Here is a 23240-nt window from a genome sequence, read left to right as displayed (position 1 = left end):
TGACACGTTGAAATTTGTATGATGTCCTATATCATACGCCTTACTTGGGCTGCAAGGCGCTCCGACGGCGCACGGGAGTTTGCCTATGAAAATTGGTTTCATCGGACTTGGCGTCATGGGCGCGCCGATGGCGCGGCATCTCGCCGACGCTGGCCACGAGATCGTCACGGTGCTCAATCGCTCGCCCCTTCCGAAATATCTGAAGGCATCGGTGGTCGCCTCCCCTGCCGAGGTCGCGCGGGCATCCGAGATCGTCATCACCATGTTGCCCGACACGCCCGACGTCGGGCGCGTCCTGATCGGCCCGGGCGGCGTGCTCGAAGGGATCTCAACCGGCAAGCTGGTCGTCGACATGAGCTCGATCAGCCCGATCGCCACGGCCGAATTCGCAGCGAAGTTCAGGGCGGCCGGCGTCGGCTATCTCGACGCGCCGGTCTCCGGCGGCGAGGTCGGCGCCAAGGCGGCTAGCCTCACCATCATGGTCGGCGGTCCGGGCGCCGAGTTCGAGCGCGCGATGCCGATCTTCGAGAAGCTCGGCAAGAACATCACCCTCATCGGCGAAAACAACGGTGCCGGCCAGACCTGCAAGATTGCCAATCAGATCATCGTGGCGCTCAACATCGAAGCCGTCGCCGAAGCGCTTGTTTTTGCAAGCAAAGCGGGCTGCGACCCGGCGCGGGTGCGTGCAGCGCTGATGGGCGGCTTCGCCTCGTCCCGCGTGCTTGACGTGCATGGCGAGCGCATGATCGCCCGCACCTTCGCGCCGGGTTTTCGCGTCCGGCTGCATCAGAAGGATCTCAATCTCGCGCTGGAAAGCGCCCGCACGCTCGGCGTTGCGCTGCCGGGCACGGCAACGGCCCAACAGCTGATGAATGCCTGTTCCGCCCGCCCAGGCGGCGCGGAGGCTGACCACTCATCGCTCGTTCGGGCTCTCGAAATCCTCAGCGACCATGAACTGTCAAATGGAAAGGAATAGACCGATGCGCGGAACCGGCAAGGCCGATGTGTTCGTCATGCTGGCCCATCCCGTGGGTCATGCCAAAAGCCCTGGCATCTTCAACGAGATCTTCGAGCAGAAAGGGCTCGACAGCCTGATGGTGCCGCTGAGCTGCCGTCCGGAGGATTTCGACACGTTCTGGGCCGGCATCACGGCGGCGGAGAACATCAGGGGCGTGATCATCTCGGTGCCCTACAAGGTCCCGGTCTTCCACAAATGCGCCGCCGCCCATGATCGGGCCGCGCGCGTGCAGAGCGCAAACTCGGTGCGCCGACAGGTGGACGGCACCTGGTATGCCGACAATTTTGACGGCGTCGGCTTCATCGAGGGGCTGAAGGCGGGCGGACACCAGATCGCGGGCAAGCGCATCCTCCAGGTCGGCGCCGGCGGCGCGGGCGCCTCGCTGACCTATTGCCTTGCCGAGGCAGGCGCGGCGGAAATCCGTCTGGCCGATCTCGACAAGGAACGCGCGCAAAGACTGGCTTCGCTGGTCAGCAGGACTTTTCCCAGCTGCCGCATCGAGGTCGGAGAACCCGATCCGTCGGGCATGGATATGGCGATCAACGCCACGCCGTCCGGCCTCAAACCCGGCGATCCGCTGCCGATGGATGTGAGCAAGCTGACGCCGGAGATGACCGTGGTCGACATCATCATGGAGCCGGCCGAGACGGCGCTGCTTAAGGCGGCCAAGGCGATCGGCTGCCGCATCCAGCCCGGGCGCCCGATGATGGATTTCCAGGTCGAGGCGATGGCCGAATTCTTCGACATCGAGCGGAAGGATCGCCGCAATGGCTGACGCCAAGACCGCGGTCGTCATCGGCGGCACGTCCGGCATCGGGCGCGCGATCGCCGAACGCTTCGCGGAGGACGGCTATCAGGTGGTCGTCGCCGGTCGCGATGCTGTTCGGGGCAAGGAAGCGGCCGGCGCCTGCGAGAGCGCCGGCGCGCCGCGCGCGCTCTTCGTGCAGACCGACGTCGCCGCCCCCTCTTCCGTCGAGGCTCTGGCCGCCGAAGTCGTAAGCGCGTTCGGCACGCCGCATGTCGCGGTCAACTGTGCCGGGATCCTGCAGAGCGGCAAGCATGTGCTCGACCAGGATCTCGACGAAGACGAGCGGATGTGGCGCATCAACTATCGCGGCACGCTGCTTGGCTGCCAGGTGTTCGGCCGGCTGATGTCGGCGGCCCAGCGGGGCGCAATCCTCAATGTCGGCTCGCTTGCCTCTTTCGCGCCGCTCTCGCTGCCGGCCTACACGCCGGGCAAGCATGCGGTGCTGGCGCTGACGCAAATGCTGGCTGCCGAGCTCGGGCCGCATGGCATTCGCGTCAACGCCGTGGCGCCCGGCTACACGCTGTCGGACGGATTGAAGGCGAAGATCGCCAAGGGCGAGCGCAACCCCGATGCGATCCAGGCCACGACCGCGCTGCGCCGCTTCGTCGAACCGCGCGATGTCGCGGAGGCGGCCCTGTTCCTCTGTTCCGACCGCGCCGCTTCGATCACCGGCGTCACGCTTCCGGTCGATGCCGGTTGGCTCGTCCAGGCGCCCTACGCGCAATATTTGCAAGGCAATCCCATCCGGCAGACGCCGGCAATTTGAGAGAGAGACAGTGAGCGAGATCCAGCGCTTCGACTTCGACACCCGCATCCATCACGGCGTCATCCACAACGGGACGCTCTACCTGACCGGCCAGGTCGCGCGGCCGGGCCAGTCCGCGGCAGACCAGATGCGCGAGGTGCTCGGCAAGATCGACGCGCTGCTCGCCAAGGCAGGCACGGACAAGACCCGCATTCTCCACGTCCAGATGTGGCTGGACGACGTGCGCGATTTTGACGAGGTCAACACGGTCTGGGACAGCTGGATGCCGAAGGAGCACGCACCGGCGCGGTCCTCTGGCGAAGGCCGCATGGCCAAGCCCGGAATGCTGGTGGAGTTGATCGTCACCGCTGCGGTTTGAATGGTCCTGCCGGTTCGGGCATCATCCCGAATCTGAACTCGAACGGAAGCCCTGAATGACGAAGCGCAAGCCGCTTTCCACCATTGTGGCTGAGAGCCTGTCCGAAAAGATCCGCTCCGGATCGCTGCTCCCCGGCGCGCAACTGCCGACCGAGGCGGAGCTTTGCGCCGAATACGATGTCAGCCGCACGGTCGTGCGCGAAGCAGTTGCGCGATTGCGCTCCGAAGGCATGGTGGTGCCGCAGCAGGGGCGCGGCATGTTCGTCAGCGAGACGCCGACACCGCGCAATTTTTCGATACCGGACGAGACGCTCAGGACGCTGCCCGAAACCATTGCCCTGCTGGAACTGAGGCTGAGTGTCGAAGTCGAATCCGCCGGTCTCTGCGCGGAACGGCGAACCGACAAGGAGGCGCGCGACATCCGCGCCATGATGGATGAGATCGACGCCCGGCACCCGGATCCCGCCGCCGTCCAGATCCACTACGACTACGACTTCCACCTCGCGATCGCCAAGGCCGCGCGCAATGAATTCATCCACGGCTTCTTGAGCTATCTCGGCCCGATGATCGTGCCGCGATTCCAGCTCGGCTATGTCGTCGCGCCCGCGCTCAAGGACAGTTATTACGCGCGCATCCACGGCGAGCACAAAGCCATCGTCGACGCTATCGAAAGGCAGGACGGAGGCAAGGCCCGCCAGGCCATGCGCAAGCATCTGCAGAACAGCTTGGGACGCGTGCGCGCGCTGGCCAAAGCCTCGGGCATCGAGGCGACCGAAGCAGAACAGAAAGCCGCCGCCGCCTCGCTTTTCACCGAGCTGAAGAAGCCCTTGCCGACAGTGGGATAGGTCCGCCGGCTTCAATGGCGTTCGCCTGCGCCGCCCCGCCCGCCGCCGGCCGTTTGCGAAAGCCGTGTTTTTTCTCAATCTGCGGCCGAGAACCCCTTCTCGCGCGCTGAACGCGTTGTTTTCCTTGGGCCCGGCCGCGTTCGCTGGCGCACGGGCATGCCGGAATATTCCAACCGGCCGCAAGGCTTTCGAAAGTTTATCTTTCCTTTTTGCTGGTTTTCTTGGTTTCGCGACGCCGGCCCGCGCCGCACACTGAAATCCAGGCAAATGGGGAAGCCGCAAATGGGAAAGCCCAAGTGACGACAGCCTTCATCACCGGAGCGACGAGCGGCATAGGACGGGCGATGGCGATCGCGCTCAGCGACGCCGGCTACGACGTCTATGCGGTCGGCCGCAGCCAGGCCGCGCTCAAGGAGTTGCAAGCCGAGCGTCCGGGCATCCTGCCGATTGCCGTCGACGTCACCGACCGCGAGGCGCTGGAATCGGTGCTGGCGGATCTCACCATCGATGTGCTGATCAACAATGCCGGCATCATGCCGCCGCTCGGCAATTTCGCCGACATGAAGATCGCCGACATCGACGCTGCGCTGGAGGTGAACCTCAGCGCCGCGATCCTGCTCACCCGCCTCGTCGTGCCGCAGATGCGCGAACGGCAGTCGGGTCACATCTTGTTCACCGGCTCCATCGCGGGCCACGCGGCATTCTCCAACATTGCCGTCTACGCGGCCACCAAGGCCGCGATCTCCGGCTTTGCCGGCGCACTGCGCGCCGACCTTTCCCCGTCCGGCATACGCGTCACCGAGATCGTCGCCGGCCGTGTCGAGACGCAGCTCTACCAGGACATCCTCGACGCCAAGGCGCGCGCAGCCATGTACGCCAGCAAAGTGGTGCAACCCGATGACGTGGCCAGAATGGTCGTCGCCGTGCTCGCGCTGCCGGCATGGGCCGACGTCACCCGTTTCGACATCATGCCGACATGGCCGACCTCGCCGAGCGGCACCAAGTAAGGGATATTGGAATGAAGGATCTTTCCGTTCTGATCGTTGGCGGCGGCGCCGGCCTCGGCGCGCTCCTGGCCAAGATGGCTGTCGAGGCCGGGGCGGCAAAGATCGGCATCATCGACATCAATCAGGAAGCGGCGGAGAGCGCGCTCGAGGCGGCAAAGGCCAAAGGCCTGCCGACAGCGGCTGCCGCATGCGACATCCAAGTGGGCCCGCAATGCCACGCCGCCTTCGATGCCATCGTGGCCAAGCTCGGGCGCGTCGACACGCTGATCAATTGCGCCGCTATCTATCCGCGCCGCCCGCTCCTCGAGATCACCGATACCGAGTGGGACGCCTCGAACGGCATCAACATCAAAGGCACCTACCACATGATGGTGGCGGCCGTCCGGCATATGCAGGCACAGGAACCGAAAGCCCAGGTGCGCGGCCGCATCGTCAATCTGACCTCGGTCGACGCCTTCAAGGCGCATCCCCAGAACGCCCATTATGCCGCGACCAAGGCAGCCGTCGTCAGCCTGACGCGGTCCTTCGCGCATCACGTCGCCAGGGACGGCATCCTGGTGAACTCCGTGGCGCCGGCCGGCATGGCTACCGAGAAGGCAAAGGCCCTTGGCTTCCTGGAGGAACTGGCCAAGGCAAGCCCGCTCGGTCGCGGCGCCGAGCCGACCGAGATTGCCGAATGGGTGCTGATGACCGGAGGTCCGAAGAACACCTATATGACCGGCGAAAACGTAATTGTTTCAGGTGGTTACATCTACGCCTAGAATCGTTGCGGCAGCCAGCGGCTGTTGAGGTTCGGCAGTGCATGATCAACGGCGTCTCGAACGGAAGGGAGGCGGATTTACGATGAGCGGCAAGCTTCGCCTTCCTTCGCTCAATGCGCTTCGCGTCTTCCACGCCGTCGCGCAGCACAAGAGTTTCAGGCAGGCGGCCGACGAGCTTCTGGTCACGCCGCAGGCCGTCGGCCAGCAGATCAAGCTTCTGGAAGACACGCTGCAGGTGACGCTGTTCGAGCGCAAGGGCCGCTCGATCGAACTGACCGAGTCGGCGATCCTTCTTTCGCACTACGTCAAAGCCGGCTTCGACGAATTTTCCGAGGGCGTTCGCCGCGTCACCAAGTCGAACTACCGGGACCGCATCAACCTCAACGCCAGTCCATACTTCGCCACGCATTACCTGCTGCCGAGGCTGTCGCTCTTCCGCGAGATACTGCCAGGCGCCGATCTGCGCCTGACGACGATGGTCGACCTACCCGACTTCGGTCGCGACGACATCGATATGACGGTGCAGTGGGGCTACGGCAACTGGCCCGACTACGAGGTGACACTCCTGGTGCCGGACCCGAAGATCATCTGCTGCACGCCGGCGATCGGCGAGAAGATCAAATCGGCGCAGGACCTGACACGCTTCACGCTGCTCGACACCGTAAAGTCGAAGCGACTGTGGCCGGACATATTGCGGCACCTGGGCGTGGAGCTGACCGACGGCGACCGCAGCGTCAGCTTCGACGACGCGGCGACGATGCGCCGGGCGACCCTGCAAGGCATCGGCGTGGGCCTGGTCTCCGTGATCGACGCCGAGGAGGACTTCCGCTCCGGCGCGCTGGTCGCGCCGATCGGCCGCGACGCCATTGCCGATATGAGGCCGGAGGAAGTCCCCGGCTTCTACCTTGTGGTCCCGCGGGGACATCTGCGCGTCAAGGCCGTGGCCGCGCTTCATCGATGGCTGGCCCAGCAAGACTGGCGAAGCGACCTCAAGATTTCCCTGCCGAAACCGACCCCGCTTTCCGACTGAGAAGCGGCTTCGAGACCGGGTCCCGAAAGCCATCCTGCGGGGCTCCAACAACAAGAAACGGAACAACCTCAACAGTGGAGACGATAAACATGAAAATGATCAAATGGGGGGCCGCCGCCATGGCCCTGGGTTTCGTGCATCTGGCTGCGCCGGCGCAGGCTGCCGGCGGCAAGACGCTCGAAGCCGTCAAGGCGCGCGGCGTGCTCAACTGCACCGGTCATGACGGCTCCTATCTCGGCTTTGCCGAGGTGGACGACAAGGGCAACTGGAAGGGGATGGACATCGACCTTTGCAAGGCGGTGGCGACCGCCGTGTTCGGCGACCCGGCGAAGCTGAAGGTCGTGCCGATCAGCTGGGCGCAGCGCTGGCCCTCGCTTCAGTCGGGCGATATCGACATCATCATCAAGGCCTCGGGCGGCACGCTCGGCCGCGACACCGAGCTCGGCCTGCAATTCTCCAATTCCTACTACCTCGGCACGACCAAGGTGATGGCGCATAAGGAGCTCAATCTGAAGTCGCTCAAGGACGCCAATGGCGGCACGATCTGCATCCCCGCCGGCACCTCGCAGGAGCAGCAGGTTGCCGCCTACGCGCAGAAGCTCGGCATCAAGCTCGAGCCGGTGCTGATCGAAAAGACCGAGGAGCTCGAACAGGCCTATTTCTCCGGCCGCTGCGACCTCTATGCGCAGTGGGGTCCGACGCTGGCCATCGCCCGCATCGCCAAGAGCAAGGTCGAGGACCATGTGATCCTGCCCGACGTGCTGGCGGTCGAGCCCGAAGTGATGATCATGCGCCAGGGCGACGACAATTGGGTCGACATCGCCAACTGGACGCTGAGCACCCTGGTCTTCGCCGAGCAGGAAGGCATCACCTCCAAGAATGTCGACGAGATCAAGGCCAAGCCGACCTCGCCGCAGGTGGCGAAGTTCCTCGGCGTCACGCCCGGCATGGGCAAGGGTCTCGGGCTCTCCGACGACTGGGCCTACAACGTCATCAAGAAGGTCGGCAACTACGGCGAGATCTTCGATCGCGATCTCGGCAAGGACTCGCCCTACAAGATGGATCGCGAGCTCACCAATCTGTGGAACAATGGCGGCGTCCTGTTCCCGCTGGTGATCGACTGACCCACATCCAAAGGTAACCACCCTGGGCTCCGCCTGGCTTGCGCCGGGCGGAGCCGGCGGCAATTCGAGAAAGATCGGTCGATGGTCAGCCTGCTGAGAAATCAGAAGGTCCGCAACGCGCTGTTGCAGGTCCTCTATGTCGGTTCGCTCGCCGCCCTTGTGCTGGCCGGCATCGTCATCGCGCGGCGCAACCTCGCGGAGCAAGGGATCACCTCGGGCTTCGACTTCCTCTACAAATCGACGGGCTGGGACGTGAACTTCTCGCTGCTCCCCGCCACGGCCAACGATCCCTATTGGTGGTTCTTCCTCATCGGCATCATCAACACGCTGTTCCTGGGCAGCGTCGGGTTGGTGCTGGCGACGCTCGTCGGAACCATCGTCGGCCTGGCGCGCACTTCGTCGAACGAACTGGCGCAACTTCTCGGCCGCACCTATGTCGACATCTTCCGCAACATCCCGCTGATCCTGCAGGTCTTCTTCTGGTACGCCATCATCACGCACCTTCCGACGCCGCGCGCCGCGCATGAAGCCTTAGGCATGTTCTTGACCAGCCGCGGCCTCTACGTCCCGTTCCCCAATGTCGGGGGCATAGCCTTCGCGGCGGCGATACTTGCCGTGATCGCGGCAATCGCGCTTCCGATCTGGATAGGCCGGACCTCGCGCCTTAGCCAACCATTCGGCGAGCGGCTCGGCATTCAACTGGCCGCCGCGGCGACGGCGCTGACCACGGCCGCCGTCATCCTGGCGCTTGGCCGCTTGCCGGATTTGCCGCTGCTCGACTTCCCTGCCTTGCAGGGCCTCAATCTGAAGGGCGGCCTGCGCATCCCGCCGGAGTTTTCCGCGCTGGCGATCGCCATCGCCATCTATGGCGGTTCCTACATCGCCGAGATCGTGCGTGGCGGCTTCAAGGCGGTCGGCAAGGGCCAGATGGAGGCAGCCCTTTCGCTGGGCTTGAGCCCCTGGCGCGTTTTCACCCTGGTCAGGCTGCCGCTGGCGCTGCGCGCCATGCTGCCTATCCTCGCCAACCAGTATGTCTGGCTGATGAAGGCAACCACGATGGGCATTGCCGTCGGCTTCACCGATTTCTTCATGATCGTGGCGCTGACGATCAACCATTCCGGCCAGACGCTGGAAGCGATCGGCATCCTGATGGCAGGCTTCCTCGCCATCAATCTCAGCCTCGCCGCGGTGTTCAACCGCATCAACAAAGCCATCGCGCTCAAGGGCAACCAGCTGAGGGGATGAGAGATGGAGATGGTCGTTGTCGCTCCCCCTGCCCCGGGCAGGCTCGAGAACCTCAAGCGCCGCTTCTTCGCAACGCCGCTTCAGGCGTTGCTGTCGCTGATCTCCCTGGCGATCATGGCTTTCATCGTCTGGAAGCTACTCGACTGGGCTGTCTTCTCGGCCGTGTTCACAACGAGCGGCGGACCCGAGGCGTGCCAGGCGGCGGCCGGTGCCTGCTGGTCGGTCATCGCGGCAAGGTGGCGCATCATCCTCTTCGGCCTTTATCCCTTCGAGGAGCAGTGGCGCTCGGCGCTGGCATGCGTCGCCGTCGTTGTGATGACGGCGCTGAGCTGCATTCCCGCCTTCTGGACCGGTCGCCGCATCGCGCTCGTCTGGGGCGCCGGGACTACCCTCTACTACCTGCTGATGAAGGGCGGCGTGCTCGGTCTGCTCTATGTCGGCGAGGAAGCCTGGGGTGGCCTGGCGCTCACCCTCTTCATATTCATCACCACCTGTTTGATCGGCTTCCCCTTGGCGATCTGCCTGGCCCTGCTTCGCCGCTCGGAACTGCCGTGGATATCGCGAACCACCGGCATCGTCATCGATGGGGTCCGCTCCCTGCCGCTGATCTCGATCCTGTTCACCTTTGCCATCGTCCTGCCATTCGCGCTGCCGCAATGGCTGGTCGGCGACAAGCTATACAGGGTGATCTTTGGATCGGCGCTGTTCTTCTCCGCCTATCAGGCGGAGATCGTGCGCGGCGGCATGCAGGGCGTACCGGCGGGACAGGAAGAGGCCGCCATGGCGCTCGGCATGAGCTATTGGCAGCGCATCGGCCGCATCCTGTTGCCGCAGGCCATGCGCAATGCCTTGCCGGCGACGATCAACCAGTTCGTGATCTCATTCAAGGAAACCTCGCTGGTGGTCATCGTCGGCTTCTTCGAGATCCTGGCCTCCGGCAACGCCGCCTACGGCACCGGCGAATGGCGCTTTGCCTATGTCGAGGTCTATGCCTTCATCGCTTTCATCTATTTCGTCTTCGTCTTCAGCCTGTCCCGCTACGGCGCCTTCCTCGAGCGCCGCATGGCCGTCGGCGAACGGTAGGGAGACGCACATGACAGCCAATTCCACCAAACCGCACAGGCCTGCCGTCCGCCTCGAAAACCTCGACAAATATTACGGAACGTTCCACGCGCTGCGGAAGGTGAACCTGTCCGTCGAGCGCGGCGAAAGGATCGTCGTTTGCGGTCCCTCCGGCTCGGGCAAATCGACCATGATCCGCTGCATCAACCGGCTCGAGCAGCACAATGGCGGCAAGATCACCGTGCTCGGCACCGAGCTCAACGACGATGTCGCCAACATCGAGGGGATCAGGCGCGAAGTCGGCATGGTCTTCCAGCACTTCAACCTGTTCCCGCATATGACGGTGATGGAGAACTGCATGATTGCCCCCATGATCGTGCGCAAGCGACCGCGCGCGGAAGCCGAGGCGACCGCACGACAATATCTGCAGAAGGTCCGCATTCCCGAGCAGGCGATGAAGTTTCCCGGCCAGCTCTCCGGCGGCCAGCAACAGAGAGTCGCGATCGCGCGTGCGCTCTGCATGCGGCCGCAGGTCATGCTGTTCGACGAGCCGACCTCGGCGCTCGATCCGGAAATGATCTCTGAGGTGCTGGACGTCATGGTGACGCTTGCCTCCGAAGGCATGACGATGATCTGCGTCACCCATGAGATGGGCTTTGCCCGCCGGGTCGCCGACCGGGTGATCTTCATGGACGGCGGCGAGATCGTCGAGGAAGCGCCGCCGGAGGAATTCTTCACCGCCTCCCGCAACGAGCGCACGCGGCAGTTCCTGTCGCAGGTGCTCGGCCATTGAGCCGAACGCCGCTACTGTCTATACGCGGTTCATCCGGGCATTTCAGGTACCCCATGGCAGATCCCGTTAGTGCGTTGCAGGCAATTCTCGGATCGAAAGGCTGGCTTTCGGGCGCCGACGCTGAACCCTACCAGCGCGACTGGCTGAACCGCTATGGCGTCGCGCCTCTGGGTGTCGCCCGGCCTGCGAACACGGCCGAAGTCGCCGCGCTGGTGCTGGCATGCCGGGAGGCGGGAGTGGCGGTGATCCCGCAAGGCGGCAACACCGGGCTCTGCGGCGGCGCTGTCGCCGGGCAGCCGAACGCGGTGATCGTCTCGCTCTCACGAATGACGGCGATCGGCGAGCCGGATCTGGACAGCGGCTCCATTGCCGTGGAAGCAGGCGTCGTGCTCGCCGCGCTGCATGAGGCGCTGGAACCGCATGGCCTGATGTTTCCGATGCATCTCGGCGCCGAAGGCAGCGCCAGGATCGGCGGCCTGATCGGCACCAATGCCGGCGGCAGCCATGCGTTCCGGTATGGCATGATGCAGGATCTGGTGCTCGGCCTCGAAGTCGTGATGCCGGACGGCACGGTATGGGACGGCCTCCGCGCGGTGCAGAAGGACAATGCCGGCTATCAGCTGCGCAAGCTGTTCTGCGGTTCGGAAGGCACACTCGGCATCGTGACGCGCGCGATCCTCAGGCTCTATCCCACGCCAAGACAGCAGGCGAGCGCGCTGCTCGTGATGTCCGACTTCGCCGGCGCCGTTTGGTTCGGCGCCTTCCTGCGCGGCGAAGCCGGAGAATTCCTGGCCGGCCTCGAATTCTTTTCGGACGTCGGCCTCGGGCTGGCGCTCAAGCATGTGCCAGACCTAGCCTATCAATTGGAGACGCGAGGCGATGTCTATCTGCTTGTGGAACTGACATCGGGCTCGCAACGCGTTCCCCTCGACGACATCCTGGCTTCAGCGCTGGAATGGGGCATGGAGCACGGCCTTGTCGTGGACGGCGCGCTGGCTACGTCGGGTGCGCAACGGGCACAGTTCTGGCGCCTGCGCGAGGAGCAGCCGGAAGGCCAGCGGCTGGAAGGCGAGCAGCTCAAGCACGATATCTCCGTGCCGCCAGGCGCCATCGCGCGCTTCATCGAAGCCGGCGCAGAACTCTGCCACGACATTTTGCCCGGCACGCGGATCAATCCGTTCGGGCATCTCGGCGACGGCAACATCCACTACAATCTCTCGCCGCCTGAGGGCCGCGCCGATTTCGACGGCAAGGCGGGAGCGTTCGCCGACGCGCTGTCGGCTCTTGCCACGGAAATGGGCGGCAGCTTCGCCGCCGAGCATGGGCTTGGCCGCGCCAAGATCGCCATGGCGGACCGCAATCGTGGCCCGGTGGAGCGAGAACTGATGGCGCGGTTGAAGAATGCGCTGGATCCATCTGGCACGATGAACCCCGGCGTTCTGGTGCGCTTGTCACAGTAAAGAAAAACTTTCGAATGGACCGCATTTCTTGATTTCGCCTCGACCGGCCACAGTGCAGGTATAGTTGCGAAGGGCAGGCTCGGTCCGCTTGCCGCAATTGCAAGAGGATGTCGAAGCATGGTCCGCAATGGCGGTCGCCTTCTTGTCGAGTGCCTGATCGCTCTCGGCGCGGCCAAGAGCTTCGGCGTTCCGGGCGAAAGCTATCTCGCCGTGCTCGATGCGCTGCACGACACCCGCGGCAAGCTCGACTACGTGCTCTGCCGCAATGAAGGCGGCGCGGCCTTCATGGCCTCCGCCTATGGCAAGCTGACCGGCACGCCCGGCATCTGCTTCGTCACGCGCGGCCCCGGCGTGACAAATGCCAGCATCGGCGTGCATACGGCGATGCAGGACTCCTCGCCGATGATCCTGTTCGTCGGCCAGGTCGGCACCGACATGAAGGGCCGCGAGGCCTTCCAGGAAATCGACTACCGCGCAGTCTACGGAACGGTCGCCAAATGGGCGGTCGAGATCGACGATGTTTCGCGCCTTCCCGAGATCGTGGCGCGGGCGTGGACCACGGCCGTGACCGGAAGGCCTGGCCCCGTCGTCGTCGCGCTGCCCGAAGACATGCTGACCACGGTGACCGAAGCCGAACCGCTCAGCGGTCCGGCGACGATTTTCGAACCGGCGCCAACTGCGGATGCGGTCGCTTCGGCACACAAGCTGCTGGCGGGTGCGGAGCGGCCGGTCCTGCTGATCGGCGGCGCCAACTGGACGGCGGATGGACGCGCGGCGCTCCAGACCTTCGCGGAGGCCTCCGATATCCCGGTCGTCGCGGCGTTCCGCTATCAGGACCAGTTCGACAACCACTCGCCGGTCTTCGTCGGCGAGGCCGGCGTCGGCATGGTCGCGCATGTCAAGAAGCTGATCGGCGATGCGGACGTGATCCTGGCCGTCAATGTCCGTTTCGGCGAGATGACGACGGACGGTTACACGCTGCTCGACGTTCCGATGCCGCGCCAGAAGCTGATCCATGTGCACGGCTCCGACCGCGAGATCGGCAAGATCTATGTGCCCACGATCGGCATCCATGCCGGCCCGAACGCCTTCGCCAAGGCCCTGACTCCAGTGAAGGCCGCTTGGGCCGACTGGCGCACGGCGGCGCGCAAGGCCTATGAAGGAACGTTCGCCGCGCCGGTGCAGCCCGGTCCGGTCGACATGGTCGCGGTCAGCGCCTGGCTGCGCGAGACCTTGCCCGCCGACGTCATCCTGACCAACGGCGCCGGCAATTTCACCGTATGGCCGAACAAGTTCTTCAAGTTCGGGCCGCAGGCGCGGCTGCTCGCCCCGCAATCCGGCGCCATGGGCTATGGCCTGCCGGCGGCAATCGCCGCGAAAGTCGCTTATCCCGGCCGTACGGTGGTCTGCTTTGCCGGCGACGGCGACTTTCAGATGAATTGCCAGGAGCTCGGCACGGCCATGCAGGCCGGCGCGCAGCCGATCGTGCTGATCATCAACAACGGCATCTATGGCACGATCCGCGCGCATCAGGAGCGCAATTATCCGGCCCGCGTCTCCGGCACCTCGCTGGAAAACCCGGACTTCGTGGCGCTGGCGAAAGCTTACGGCTTCCATGCCGAGCGGGTCGAGTCGACCGAAGATTTCGCCGCGGCGTTCCAGCGGGCGCTGAACTCCGCAACCGGCGCCGTTCTCGACATCGCCATCTCGCCCGAAGCGCTCACGCCCCGGCAGACGCTCTCCCAGATGCGCGACGCAGCGCTCGCTTCGCAGAAGGCCAAGGCATGACCTCCAGATCAGACGACATCCGCCTCGGCGCGGACATCGGCGGCACCTTCACCGACATCGCGCTCGATGTCAGGGGAGAGATGTTTTCGACCAAGGTGCTGACCAATTATGCCGCGCCCGAGCAGGCGATCCTCGACGGCATCGACGTGGTCATCCGCGATGCCGGAATTTCAGCGGCGGACATCGGCATCATCATCCACGGCACGACGCTTGCCACCAACGCGCTGATCGAGCGGCGCGGCGCCAGGACCGCGCTTGTCACGACCGAAGGTTTTCGCGATGTGATTGAGATGCGGACGGAAAACCGCTTCGAGCAATATGATCTCAACCTGCAACTGCCGACGCCGCTGATCCCGCGCGAGGACCGTTTTACCGTCAAGGGTCGCATCGGCGCCGAGGGCCAGGAGCTGCAGCCGCTCGACGAAGCCGGCCTCGAAGTGATCGCCGACCGGATCGCGGCGGGCAATTTCGGCTCGGTGGCGATCGGTTTCATCCATGCCTACGCCAACCCGGACCACGAACGCCGGGCGCGCGAAATCCTCTCGCGAAAACTCAGCATCCCGATCTCGATCAGCGCCGAGGTCTCGCCGCAGATGCGCGAGTTCGAGCGCTTCAACACCGTCTGCGCCAACGCCTATGTGCGGCCGCAAATGGCCGACTATCTTGCGCGCTTGCAGACACGACTGAAGGACATGGGGGCCGAATGCCCGGTCTTCATGATCCATTCGGGCGGCGGCCTGATCTCGGTGGAGACCGCTTCGGAATTTCCGGTTCGCCTGGTCGAGTCCGGCCCGGCGGGAGGTGCCATCTTCGCCGCCGACATCGCCCGTCGCTTCGGCCTGGAAAAGGTCGTCTCCTACGACATGGGCGGCACCACCGCAAAAATCTGCCTGATCGAGGATTTCGCGCCGCGCACGGCGCGGACCTTCGAGGTGGCGCGCACCTATCGCTTCTCGAAAGGCTCGGGCATGCCGATCTCCATTCCGGTGATCGAGATGATCGAGATCGGCGCCGGCGGCGGCTCCATCGCCTGGGTCGACGCCATGGGCCGCATCCAGACCGGGCCGGAGAGCGCCGGCTCGGAACCCGGTCCTGCTTGCTACGGCCGCGGCGGCAAACGCCCGGCAATCACCGACGCCGACCTGGTGCTCGGCAAGCTCGACCCCGACAATTTTGCCGGCGGCGCGATCAAGCTCGACACCTCCGCGTCCGAACAGGCGATCCTGCGCGACGTCGGCGAGCGCCTGTCGCTGAATGCCATGGCGACCGCCTTCGGCATCTGCGAGGTGGTGGATGAGAACATGGCGAACGCCGCCCGCGTCCACGCCGTCGAGAACGGCAAGAACATTTCCGACAATCTGATGATCGCCTTCGGCGGCGCGGCACCACTGCATGCCGCAAGGCTCTGCGAAAAGCTCGGCATCGACCAGTGCATCGTGCCCAAGGGCGCGGGCGTCGGCTCGGCGATCGGCTTCCTGAAAGCGCCGTTCGGCTACGAGGCGCTGGCGTCGAAGCTGACGCGCCTGTCCCGGTTCAATCCGGCCGAGGTCAACGCACTGCTCGCCGACCTCAAAGCCTCGGCCGAAGGTTTCGTGCGCACCGGCGCCAGCGGCAATATCGTGTGCGAGATCACCGCTTTCATGCGCTATGCCGGCCAGGGCTGGGAAATCCCCGTGCCGCTGTCGGACGAGCCGTTCGGCGACGATGCGGTGGCAAAACTCAAGGCGCTGTTCGAAGAAAACTACCAGCGCTTCTTCGGCCGCGCCATCGAGGGGCTCGACGGGCTGGAGATCGAGATCGTCACCTGGTCGGTCAAGGCGACGGACGTTCGTCCGGCCGTGACGCGGCATGAACTCACCACCGGCAGCAAGACGAGCGAACCGACAACGACCCGCGCCGTGTTCGATCCGGCGACCGGCGCGCAACAAACCTATGGCATCGTCGAACGCGACGCGCTTCGTGCCGGCGACAGGGTGGCAGGCCCCGCGGTCATCGTCGAGCGCGAGACATCGACCGTCGTCACCACCAGCTTCGACGCCGTCATCCAGAGCGACGGCGCCATCCTCCTGATCCGCAAAGGCAGCCAGGCATGAGCGACATCAGCGAAATCCGCATGCAGGTCATGTGGAACCGGTTGATCTCGGTGGTCGAGGAGCAGGCGCTGACCTTGCTGCGCACCGCCTTCTCGACGTCGGTGCGAGAATCCGGCGACCTGTCTGCGGGCGTGTTCGATCCGCGCGGCCAGATGCTGGCGCAGGCGGTGACCGGCACGCCAGGCCACGTCAACACCATGGCCGAAGCCGTGCTGCATTTCATGAACGCAATCCCGCGCGAGGAGATGTTCGAGGGGGACACTTACGTCACCAACGATCCGTGGCTCGGCACCGGTCACCTGCATGACATCACCATGGTGTCGCCGTCCTTCCTCAACGGGGAGCTCGTCGCCTTCTTCGCCTGCACGGCGCATGTCGTCGATGTCGGCGGCCGCGGCTTCGGCGCCGATGGCAAGTCGGTCTATGAGGAAGGCATCCAGATCCCGATCATGAAGTTCGCGGAAAAGGGCAAGGTCAATCTCGACCTCGTCCGCATCCTGCGCGCCAATGTCCGCGAGCCGAACCAGGTCGTCGGCGATTTCTATTCTTTGGCCGCCTGCAACGAGGTCGGCCATCGCCGCCTTGTCGACATGATGAGGGAAACCGACCTCACTTCGCTCGACGGTCTCCGCGACTTCATCTTCTCTCGCACCCGCGACGCCATGCTCGAACGCATCAAGGCGCTGCCCAAGGGAAGCTGGTCCAACGAGCTGGTGACCGACGGCTACGACGCGCCGGTGAAACTGGCGGCGACTGTTTCGGTCCGCGACGACCACGTCGAGGTCGATTTCACCGGCACCGACCCGATGAGCCGCTGGGGCATCAACTGCCCGATCATCTACAGCAAGGCCTATGCCTGCTATGCGCTGAAATGCATGGTGGCGCCTGATATCCCCAACAACGCGGCATCGCTTGCCTTCTTCACCGTCTCGTCGCCGATCAACATCCTGAACGCGGTGCGTCCGGCGCCGGTGGCGCTCAGGCATATTTTCGGCCACATGGTGCCCGACCTGGTGCTCGGCGCCTTCTCCAAGGCGCTGCCCGGAAAAATCCTCGCCGAAGGCGCCGGCGCGCTGTGGAACATCCACATCTCGGCGCGGCCCGCCGCAGGTGGCCAAGGCCGCCGTGCCGAAGTGTTGATGTTCAACTCCGGCGGCATGGGCGCCCGCCCCGAACTCGACGGCCTGTCGGCGACGGCCTTCCCATCCGGCGTGCACACGATGCCGATCGAGGCGACCGAGCATACCGGTCCGATCGTCATCTGGCGCAAGGAGCTGCGGCCCAATTCCGGCGGCGACGGCGAATTCCGCGGCGGCCTGGGACAGATCATCGAGATCGCCGCCACCGACGGCCACGAATTCGACTTCTCGGCGATGTTCGACCGCGTCAATCATCCGGCGCACGGCCGCGAAGGCGGCAAGCCGGGCGTTGCCGGCGTGGTCAAGCTCGATGACGGCACGAAGATGCGCCCGAAAGGCTGGCAGCATGTGCCGGCCGGGCGACGGCTGATCCTGGAACTGCCGGGCGGCGGCGGCTATGGCGATCCGACCAGGCGCAGCGCCGCCGCGCGAGCCAATGACCGATCCAAGGGTTACATCACGGAGGACGACCGATGAGCTATGTTGCCTCGCGCCTATCGGTGGTGAAGCCCTCCGCATCGATGGCAGCTTCGCAGGCCGCCAAGGCGCTGCGCGCGAAGGGCGTCGACGTGATCGACCTCGGCCTGGGCGAGCCCGATTTCCCGACCCCGCTGCACATCATCGACGCAGCGCATTTCGCCGCGAAGGCCGGACAGACGCTCTATACGGCCGCTGCCGGCACGCCTGAAGTGCGAGAAGCGATCGCGGGAAAATTCCGCCGCGAGAACGGGCTGGACTACACAGCCGACGACATCGTCGTGGCCAACGGCGCCAAGCAGATCATCTTCAACGCGCTGATGGCGACGCTGGAAACCGGCGACGAGGCGATCCTGCCGGCGCCCTACTTCGTCTCTTACCCGGAAATGGTGAAGCTGCTCGGCGGCGTGCCGGTCGTCGTCGAATGCCCTGAGACCACCGGCTTCCGGCTGACGCCGGTGCTCTTGGAAAAGGCAATCACGCCGCGGACGAAGTGGCTCTTCCTGAACATGCCGGGCAACCCGTCCGGCGCCGTCTATTCCGAATCCGATCTGGAGGCGCTCGGCGCGGTGCTGGCAAGGCATCCCCAGGTGCTCGTCCTTTCCGACGAGATCTACGAGCACATCCTCTTCGACGGGCGCGAATTCGTCTCTTTCGGCAAGGCCTGCCCCGAGCTCAAGGGCCGCACGCTGATCGTCAACGGCGTCTCGAAATCCTATGCGATGACCGGCTGGCGCGTCGGCTATGCGGCAGGGCCGGCGCCGCTCCTCAAGGCCATGTCGACGGTCCAGAGCCAGTCCTGCACCTCCGTGTGTTCGATCGCCCAGGCTGCGACCGTCGCCGCGCTCAACGGCCCGCAGGACGAGGTCGCGCGTTTTCGCCAGGCTTTCGAGAGGCGCCGCGATCTGGTCGTCGACGGGATCAGGAAGATCAACGGGCTGACGCTGTCGCCGCCGGAAGGCGCCTTCTATGCCTATATCGGCTGCGCCAGCCTGATCGGGCGCAAGACGCCCAAGGGCGTCGTGCTTGAGGACGATACAGCCGTATCGAATTATCTTCTCAACGAAGGCAGGGTGGCGTCGGTGCCCGGCGTCGCCTATGGACTGTCACCCTATTTCCGCATCTCGACCGCGACCAGCGAAGAAGTGCTGACCGAGGCGATCGCGCGGATCAACGCCGCCGTCGCGCAAGTGGAGTAAAGCATGCCGCAATACGAACGTATCCTGATCACGGGCGCCGCCGGCCGGCTCGGCTCGCAGTTGCGCAAGGGGCTGGTGCCGCTCGCCAAGACGATCCGCCTGGCGGGTCGCGAGCCCTTCGGCGATCTTGCGCCGCACGAGGAAGAAGCGGTCTTCGATCTCGCCGACATGGAGGCGACGATCGCGGCCACCAAGGACTGCGACGCGATCGTGCATTTCGGCGGCGCGCCCCTCGAATGCGAATGGCAGACCATCTTGGATTCCAGCATCCGCGGCTCCTATCACATCTATGAAGGCGCCCGGAAACACGGCGTGAAGCGCGTCATCTACGCCTCGTCCGTGCACGCCATCGGCTATCACGAGATCGAGGCGCATATCGGCGTCGACGCGCCGGTGCGGCCGGACAGCCTCTATGGCGTTTCGAAGAATTTCGTCGAGAGCCTGAGCCGGCTCTATTGGGACAAATTCGGTATCGAGACCGTGTGTCTGCGCATCTTTTCGTCCTTCCCCGAACCGGCCGATCGCCGCATGCTGTGGTCGTATCTCTCCTTCGCCGACTGCGTGCGCCTGGTCGAGGCTTCGCTTACCGCGCCGCGCGTCGGCCACACGATCTCGTTCGGTATATCCGACAACAAGCTGAAGATGGTCGACAACAGCGGCGCCGACCATCTCGGCTTCATCCCGCAGGACAGTGCCGAGCCGTTCCGCGCCGCCGTCGAGGCGAAGACCCCTGTTCCCGATCCGAAGAGGCCCTCGGTGAAATATCTCGGCGGCTGGTTCTGCGAGCTTGGCCACCCGGACGACAAGCCGGCAGAATAGCGAGCCATTCAGCCAGCAGGAGGCAGGCTGGCCTGAATGAAGCGATGCCAGGCGCCGCCGAGCACGAGGGATGTTCCCGTCTCGTCGAAGCCCGCCGCGAGCAGGCCTTGCGAAAGCCCTGGAAAATCGAGGTTCGATCCGAACCAGGACGGCTGAGCCGGAAAGCTTGCAGCGGCCTGGGCCTCGCGAGTCCAGCGGCCCTCGCGCATCCAGCGCACGACGCCGTCGGGCTGGCCCTGGCAGAGATCCGAGCCGATGCCGAGATGCTCCGCCCCCATGATTTCAGCCGCTTCCCTGGCCATCTTGCCAAATTGATCGAGTGTCGTGTCCGAGCCATTTGGAAGATGCAGCGGATAAAGCGAGAGGCCGAGCAGCCCTTCCCTTTCGCGCAGTGCCTGCAAAACGTGCTTGGACACATTGCGATTGCTGTCGCGCAGCCAGCGCGGGTTGGCGTGGCTGATGACCACCGGGCGCTCTGAGAGCGCGATCGCCTCCAGCGCGGTCCGCTCGCCCGCATGCGACAGGTCGATGATCATGCCGAGCCGGTTCATCTCGGCGATCGCTTCGCGTCCCATGCGCGTCACGCCGCTGTCCTCCTTTTCCATCCAGCCGCAACCGAGCAAGGACTGGTTATTGTAGGTGAGCTGCATGAAGCGGATGCCGAGATCGAAGAGCATTTCGATCAGGCCGATATCGTCTTCCATCGGCATCGGGTTTTGCAGCCCGAGGAAGATCGCCGTCCGGTTCGTGGCTTGCGCCCGCTTGATGTCGCCGGCGTCGCGCGCCAGAAGGATCAGGTCCTCATTGTCGCGGAAGCGGGTACGCCAATCGACGAGATGCCGCACCGTCTCGCGAAAACCTTCATGGTAGCCGACCGTGGCGTGGACGGCGGTCAGCCCGCCCCGGCGCATCTCCTCGAAAATTTCGCGCGACCAGTTGCAGTATTGCAGCCCGTCGATGAGAACTTGCGGCGCGTCGCTGGTCATTCGGCCGCGCCCGCGTGGATGTATGACGTCTTGACCTGGGTGTAGAACTCGACCGCCGAACGTCCCTGCTCGCGCGGGCCGTAGCTCGAGGCGCGAACGCCGCCGAACGGCACGTGATAGTCGGTGCCGGCGGTGGCCAGGTTGACCATGACGCAGCCCGAACGGGACGCGTGGCGGAATTTCGTGGCGCGCGCCAGCGAGCGCGTGGCGATGCCGGCCGTCAGCCCATAGGGCGTGTCGTTGGCAAGGAAAATCGCCTCGTCGAGATCGTCGGCCGGAATGACGCAGGTGATCGGCGCGAACATCTCCTCCTGGTTGATGCGCATGCGCGAACGGCCGTTGAGGAACACGGCCGGCGCCATGTAGTGGCCGCGATGCGCCAGGTCGAGCGCTTCGCCGCCGGTCGCAAGCTCGGCGCCCTCGCTGATGCCCAACGTCACATAATCGAGATTGGCCGAGAGCTGCTCGGCGCTCACCACCGGTCCCATCTGGACGCCGGCCTCAAGCGCATGGCCGACCTTCAGGGCCCCGGCTTTCGCCAGCAGCTTCTCGACGAAGGCATCATGGATCGGCCGATGCACGATCAGGCGCGACGAGGCTGTGCATTTCTGCCCGGTGCCGCCAAAGGCACCGTTCACGGCAAGATCGACGGCGCGATCGATGTCGGCGTCATCCATGATTACGAACGGATTCTTCGACCCCATTTCGAGCTGCAGCTTCACGAAGCGTGCCGCCGCCAGCGCCGCGATGCCGGAGCCGACATCGCCGGAGCCGGTGAAGCTCAGGCCTTGTATGTCCGCATTGGCGGCAAGCTCGCGGCCGATCGTCGACCCCGATCCCATGACAAGGTTGAACAGGCCTTTCGGGATCGCCTGCCGGCTGATGATCTCGGTCAGCGCCCAGGCGCTGGCCGGCGTGATGCTGGCCGGTTTCCAGACCACGGCATTGCCGAAGGCCAGCGCCGGCGCGATCTTCCAGGACGCGGTGGCGATGGGGAAATTCCAAGGGGAAATGATCGCGACGACGCCGAGCGGCTCGCGCTCGGTCAGGACATCCACGCCGGTCCGGACCGAGTCGGCGGACGCGCCGAGATTGCGCAGCGCTTCGGCGGCGAAATAGGTGAAGAACTGCCCGGCGCGATAGACCTCGCCGACACCCTCGGGAAGGGTCTTGCCCTCCTCGCGCGAAAGCAGTTCGCCAAGCTCCTTCGAGCGGGCCATCAACTCGCGCCCGATGGCGTCGAGAACAGCGGCTCGCGCTTCGAGGCCCGCCGCTGCCCATTCGCGCTGCGCGCCTTGCGCCGCCGCAACGGCGTCATGGATGTCGGACGGCCGCGCCTGGACAAAGCGCCCGACGACATCGGTCACGTCGGATGGATTGATATCCTCGATCCAGTCGGCGCCGTCGCGCCATTCGCCTGCAACAAAGTTCCGACCGTTCAGCATCGTGTTCGACCTGCATCAATTCGGTTGACAACGACCTAACCAATGCTGTGAACTTCAATCAAGCTCAATTTTTGGCACAAATGTTCAGGCAAGCTTAACAGTGACCAAAACCATCAGCCTGACAGGCATGCGCAGCTTCGTCGCGGTCTGCGAGACCGGCGGCGTGCGCGCCGCCGCCGATCAGATCGGCCGAACGCCCTCAGCCGTGTCGATGACCCTGAAGCAACTGGAAGACGATATCGGCGCCCCACTGTTCGAGAGCGAGCGCAAGGGCGCGCTTTCGCCGGTCGGCCGCATCGTGCTCGACGAGGCGCGCGCCATGATCGCGCACTACGATCGCGCCTGTCTGGCGATGACCAGCTACGCCGCGGACCGGAAGGGCCGCTGCGACGTGGCAAGCGTTCCTTCGGTCGCGGTGACCCTGCTGCCGCGCGCGATCGCCCAGCTTCGCGCCGAGGGCAGCCGGTTCGACATCCACGTCCGCGACAGCGATTCCAGTGCTATCGTTGAGGCGGTCGAAAACGGCATGGTGGAGGTGGGCCTCTGCGTGCTTGCCGCCAGGCGACCGCAGCTCAGTTTCGAGCCGCTGTTCCACGAGCCGCTCGATTTCGTCTGTCCGGTCGACCATCCGCTGGCGAAATCGAAGCGTCCGTTGAAATGGGCGCAGCTGGAAGGCGAGAACTTCATCCGCAATGGCGCGGCCGAAGCACTCGGGCTTGCCGAGATCGAGGCGCTTGCCGCCGGCTCGAAGCTCACCGCGACCAATGTGAGCTCCAATCTGGCGATGGTGGAGGCCGGGCTGGGCGTCACCATCCTGCCCCGGCTCTGCCGCTGGAAGTGCGGCCATGCCGTGCGCTTCGTTCCGCTTGCCGATCCACGCTCGAGCCGGACGGTCGGCTGGATCGCCAAGGAAGGCCGGAACCTGCAGCCCGCGTCGCTGCGCTTCATCGAATGCATTCGCCAGCAGACCCAGACGAGCGAGGGAGAGTTCGGCTATGCCGCGGCATGATTGGTGGTT

At 64.8% G+C, this 23240-nt stretch carries 21 protein-coding genes; 19 read left to right on the top strand and 2 right to left on the bottom strand.

Annotation, left to right across the window (positions count from 1 at the left end):
* Nucleotides 1-85 precede the first annotated feature (85 nt).
* The 18 genes from DPM35_RS09280 (at nucleotide 86) to DPM35_RS09195 (ending at nucleotide 19791) form a co-directional block, all read left to right on the top strand.
* The gene (locus DPM35_RS09280) at nucleotides 86-976 is read left to right on the top strand and encodes a 2-hydroxy-3-oxopropionate reductase (RefSeq protein ID WP_112126944.1); all 891 of its coding nucleotides are present in this window, start codon (nucleotides 86-88) and stop codon (nucleotides 974-976) included.
* A gap of 4 nt (nucleotides 977-980) precedes the next feature.
* Nucleotides 981-1793 carry a shikimate dehydrogenase family protein gene (locus DPM35_RS09275; protein ID WP_112126943.1) on the top strand — a complete coding sequence of 271 codons (813 nt, stop codon included), beginning with the start codon at nucleotides 981-983 and terminating at the stop codon, nucleotides 1791-1793.
* Nucleotides 1786-2592 carry an SDR family NAD(P)-dependent oxidoreductase gene (locus tag DPM35_RS09270; protein ID WP_112126942.1) on the top strand — a complete coding sequence of 269 codons (807 nt, stop codon included), beginning with the start codon at nucleotides 1786-1788 and terminating at the stop codon, nucleotides 2590-2592. The genes DPM35_RS09275 and DPM35_RS09270 overlap by 8 nt, the downstream gene beginning before the upstream one ends.
* A 10-nt stretch (nucleotides 2593-2602) precedes the next feature.
* Nucleotides 2603-2950: a RidA family protein gene (locus tag DPM35_RS09265; RefSeq protein ID WP_112126941.1), complete on the top strand. Its 348-nt coding sequence runs from the start codon at nucleotides 2603-2605 to the stop codon at nucleotides 2948-2950.
* 55 nt (nucleotides 2951-3005) lie between these two features.
* On the top strand, nucleotides 3006-3794 hold the full coding sequence (locus tag DPM35_RS09260) for a FadR/GntR family transcriptional regulator (RefSeq protein WP_112126940.1): 789 nt from the start codon (nucleotides 3006-3008) through the stop codon (nucleotides 3792-3794).
* A 296-nt stretch (nucleotides 3795-4090) separates the two neighbouring features.
* A complete protein-coding gene (locus DPM35_RS09255) occupies nucleotides 4091-4801 on the top strand; it encodes an SDR family oxidoreductase (RefSeq protein ID WP_112126939.1) in 711 nt (236 codons plus the stop codon).
* Nucleotides 4802-4812: 11 nt separating this feature from the next.
* A complete protein-coding gene (locus DPM35_RS09250; RefSeq protein WP_112126938.1) occupies nucleotides 4813-5562 on the top strand; it encodes an SDR family NAD(P)-dependent oxidoreductase in 750 nt (249 codons plus the stop codon).
* Between the two features lie 82 nt (nucleotides 5563-5644).
* A complete protein-coding gene (locus DPM35_RS09245; protein ID WP_112126937.1) occupies nucleotides 5645-6592 on the top strand; it encodes a LysR substrate-binding domain-containing protein in 948 nt (315 codons plus the stop codon).
* 89 nt (nucleotides 6593-6681) lie between these two features.
* Complete coding sequence (locus tag DPM35_RS09240) at nucleotides 6682-7716, top strand: amino acid ABC transporter substrate-binding protein (protein ID WP_112126936.1); 1035 nt, start codon at nucleotides 6682-6684, stop codon at nucleotides 7714-7716.
* A gap of 81 nt (nucleotides 7717-7797) precedes the next feature.
* Nucleotides 7798-8961 carry an ABC transporter permease subunit gene (locus DPM35_RS09235; RefSeq protein WP_112126935.1) on the top strand — a complete coding sequence of 388 codons (1164 nt, stop codon included), beginning with the start codon at nucleotides 7798-7800 and terminating at the stop codon, nucleotides 8959-8961.
* Between the two features lie 3 nt (nucleotides 8962-8964).
* A complete protein-coding gene (locus tag DPM35_RS09230; protein WP_112126934.1) occupies nucleotides 8965-10044 on the top strand; it encodes an amino acid ABC transporter permease in 1080 nt (359 codons plus the stop codon).
* A 10-nt stretch (nucleotides 10045-10054) separates the two neighbouring features.
* Nucleotides 10055-10816, top strand: a complete 762-nt coding sequence (locus tag DPM35_RS09225) for an amino acid ABC transporter ATP-binding protein (protein ID WP_112126933.1) — start codon at nucleotides 10055-10057, stop codon at nucleotides 10814-10816.
* A gap of 53 nt (nucleotides 10817-10869) precedes the next feature.
* Nucleotides 10870-12276, top strand: a complete 1407-nt coding sequence (locus DPM35_RS09220) for an FAD-binding oxidoreductase (RefSeq protein WP_112126932.1) — start codon at nucleotides 10870-10872, stop codon at nucleotides 12274-12276.
* Between the two features lie 117 nt (nucleotides 12277-12393).
* The gene (locus DPM35_RS09215; RefSeq protein WP_112126931.1) at nucleotides 12394-14064 is read left to right on the top strand and encodes a thiamine pyrophosphate-binding protein; all 1671 of its coding nucleotides are present in this window, start codon (nucleotides 12394-12396) and stop codon (nucleotides 14062-14064) included.
* Nucleotides 14061-16157: a hydantoinase/oxoprolinase family protein gene (locus tag DPM35_RS09210; protein WP_112126930.1), complete on the top strand. Its 2097-nt coding sequence runs from the start codon at nucleotides 14061-14063 to the stop codon at nucleotides 16155-16157. The genes DPM35_RS09215 and DPM35_RS09210 overlap by 4 nt, the downstream gene beginning before the upstream one ends.
* Nucleotides 16154-17773: a hydantoinase B/oxoprolinase family protein gene (locus DPM35_RS09205; protein ID WP_112126929.1), complete on the top strand. Its 1620-nt coding sequence runs from the start codon at nucleotides 16154-16156 to the stop codon at nucleotides 17771-17773. The genes DPM35_RS09210 and DPM35_RS09205 overlap by 4 nt, the downstream gene beginning before the upstream one ends.
* Nucleotides 17770-18972: a pyridoxal phosphate-dependent aminotransferase gene (locus DPM35_RS09200; RefSeq protein WP_112126928.1), complete on the top strand. Its 1203-nt coding sequence runs from the start codon at nucleotides 17770-17772 to the stop codon at nucleotides 18970-18972. Before DPM35_RS09205 ends, DPM35_RS09200 begins: the two co-directional genes overlap by 4 nt.
* 3 nt (nucleotides 18973-18975) lie before the next feature.
* Nucleotides 18976-19791, top strand: a complete 816-nt coding sequence (locus DPM35_RS09195) for an NAD-dependent epimerase/dehydratase family protein (protein WP_112126927.1) — start codon at nucleotides 18976-18978, stop codon at nucleotides 19789-19791.
* Between the two features lie 8 nt (nucleotides 19792-19799).
* Here the strand turns inward: DPM35_RS09195 and DPM35_RS09190 are convergent, their stop codons facing one another.
* Together DPM35_RS09190 and DPM35_RS09185 are read right to left on the bottom strand one after the other, a co-directional pair.
* Entirely contained in the window at nucleotides 19800-20777 is a 978-nt protein-coding gene (locus DPM35_RS09190) for a membrane dipeptidase (RefSeq protein ID WP_112126926.1), read from the bottom strand.
* Complete coding sequence (locus DPM35_RS09185) at nucleotides 20774-22222, bottom strand: aldehyde dehydrogenase family protein (protein ID WP_112126925.1); 1449 nt, start codon at nucleotides 22220-22222, stop codon at nucleotides 20774-20776. Before DPM35_RS09185 ends, DPM35_RS09190 begins: the two co-directional genes overlap by 4 nt.
* Nucleotides 22223-22322: 100 nt before the next feature.
* On the opposite strand from DPM35_RS09185, the gene DPM35_RS09180 reads away from it, so the two are divergent.
* Nucleotides 22323-23231, top strand: a complete 909-nt coding sequence (locus tag DPM35_RS09180; protein WP_112126924.1) for a LysR family transcriptional regulator — start codon at nucleotides 22323-22325, stop codon at nucleotides 23229-23231.
* The last annotated feature ends 9 nt before the right edge of the window (nucleotides 23232-23240 follow it).

The organism is Mesorhizobium atlanticum (assembly GCF_003289965.1).
In the GTDB taxonomy this organism is placed as follows: Bacteria; Pseudomonadota; Alphaproteobacteria; order Rhizobiales; family Rhizobiaceae; genus Mesorhizobium; species Mesorhizobium atlanticum.
The sequence above is the reverse complement of the archived record's forward strand: the minus strand, read 5'-3'. Positions and strand labels throughout refer to the sequence as shown.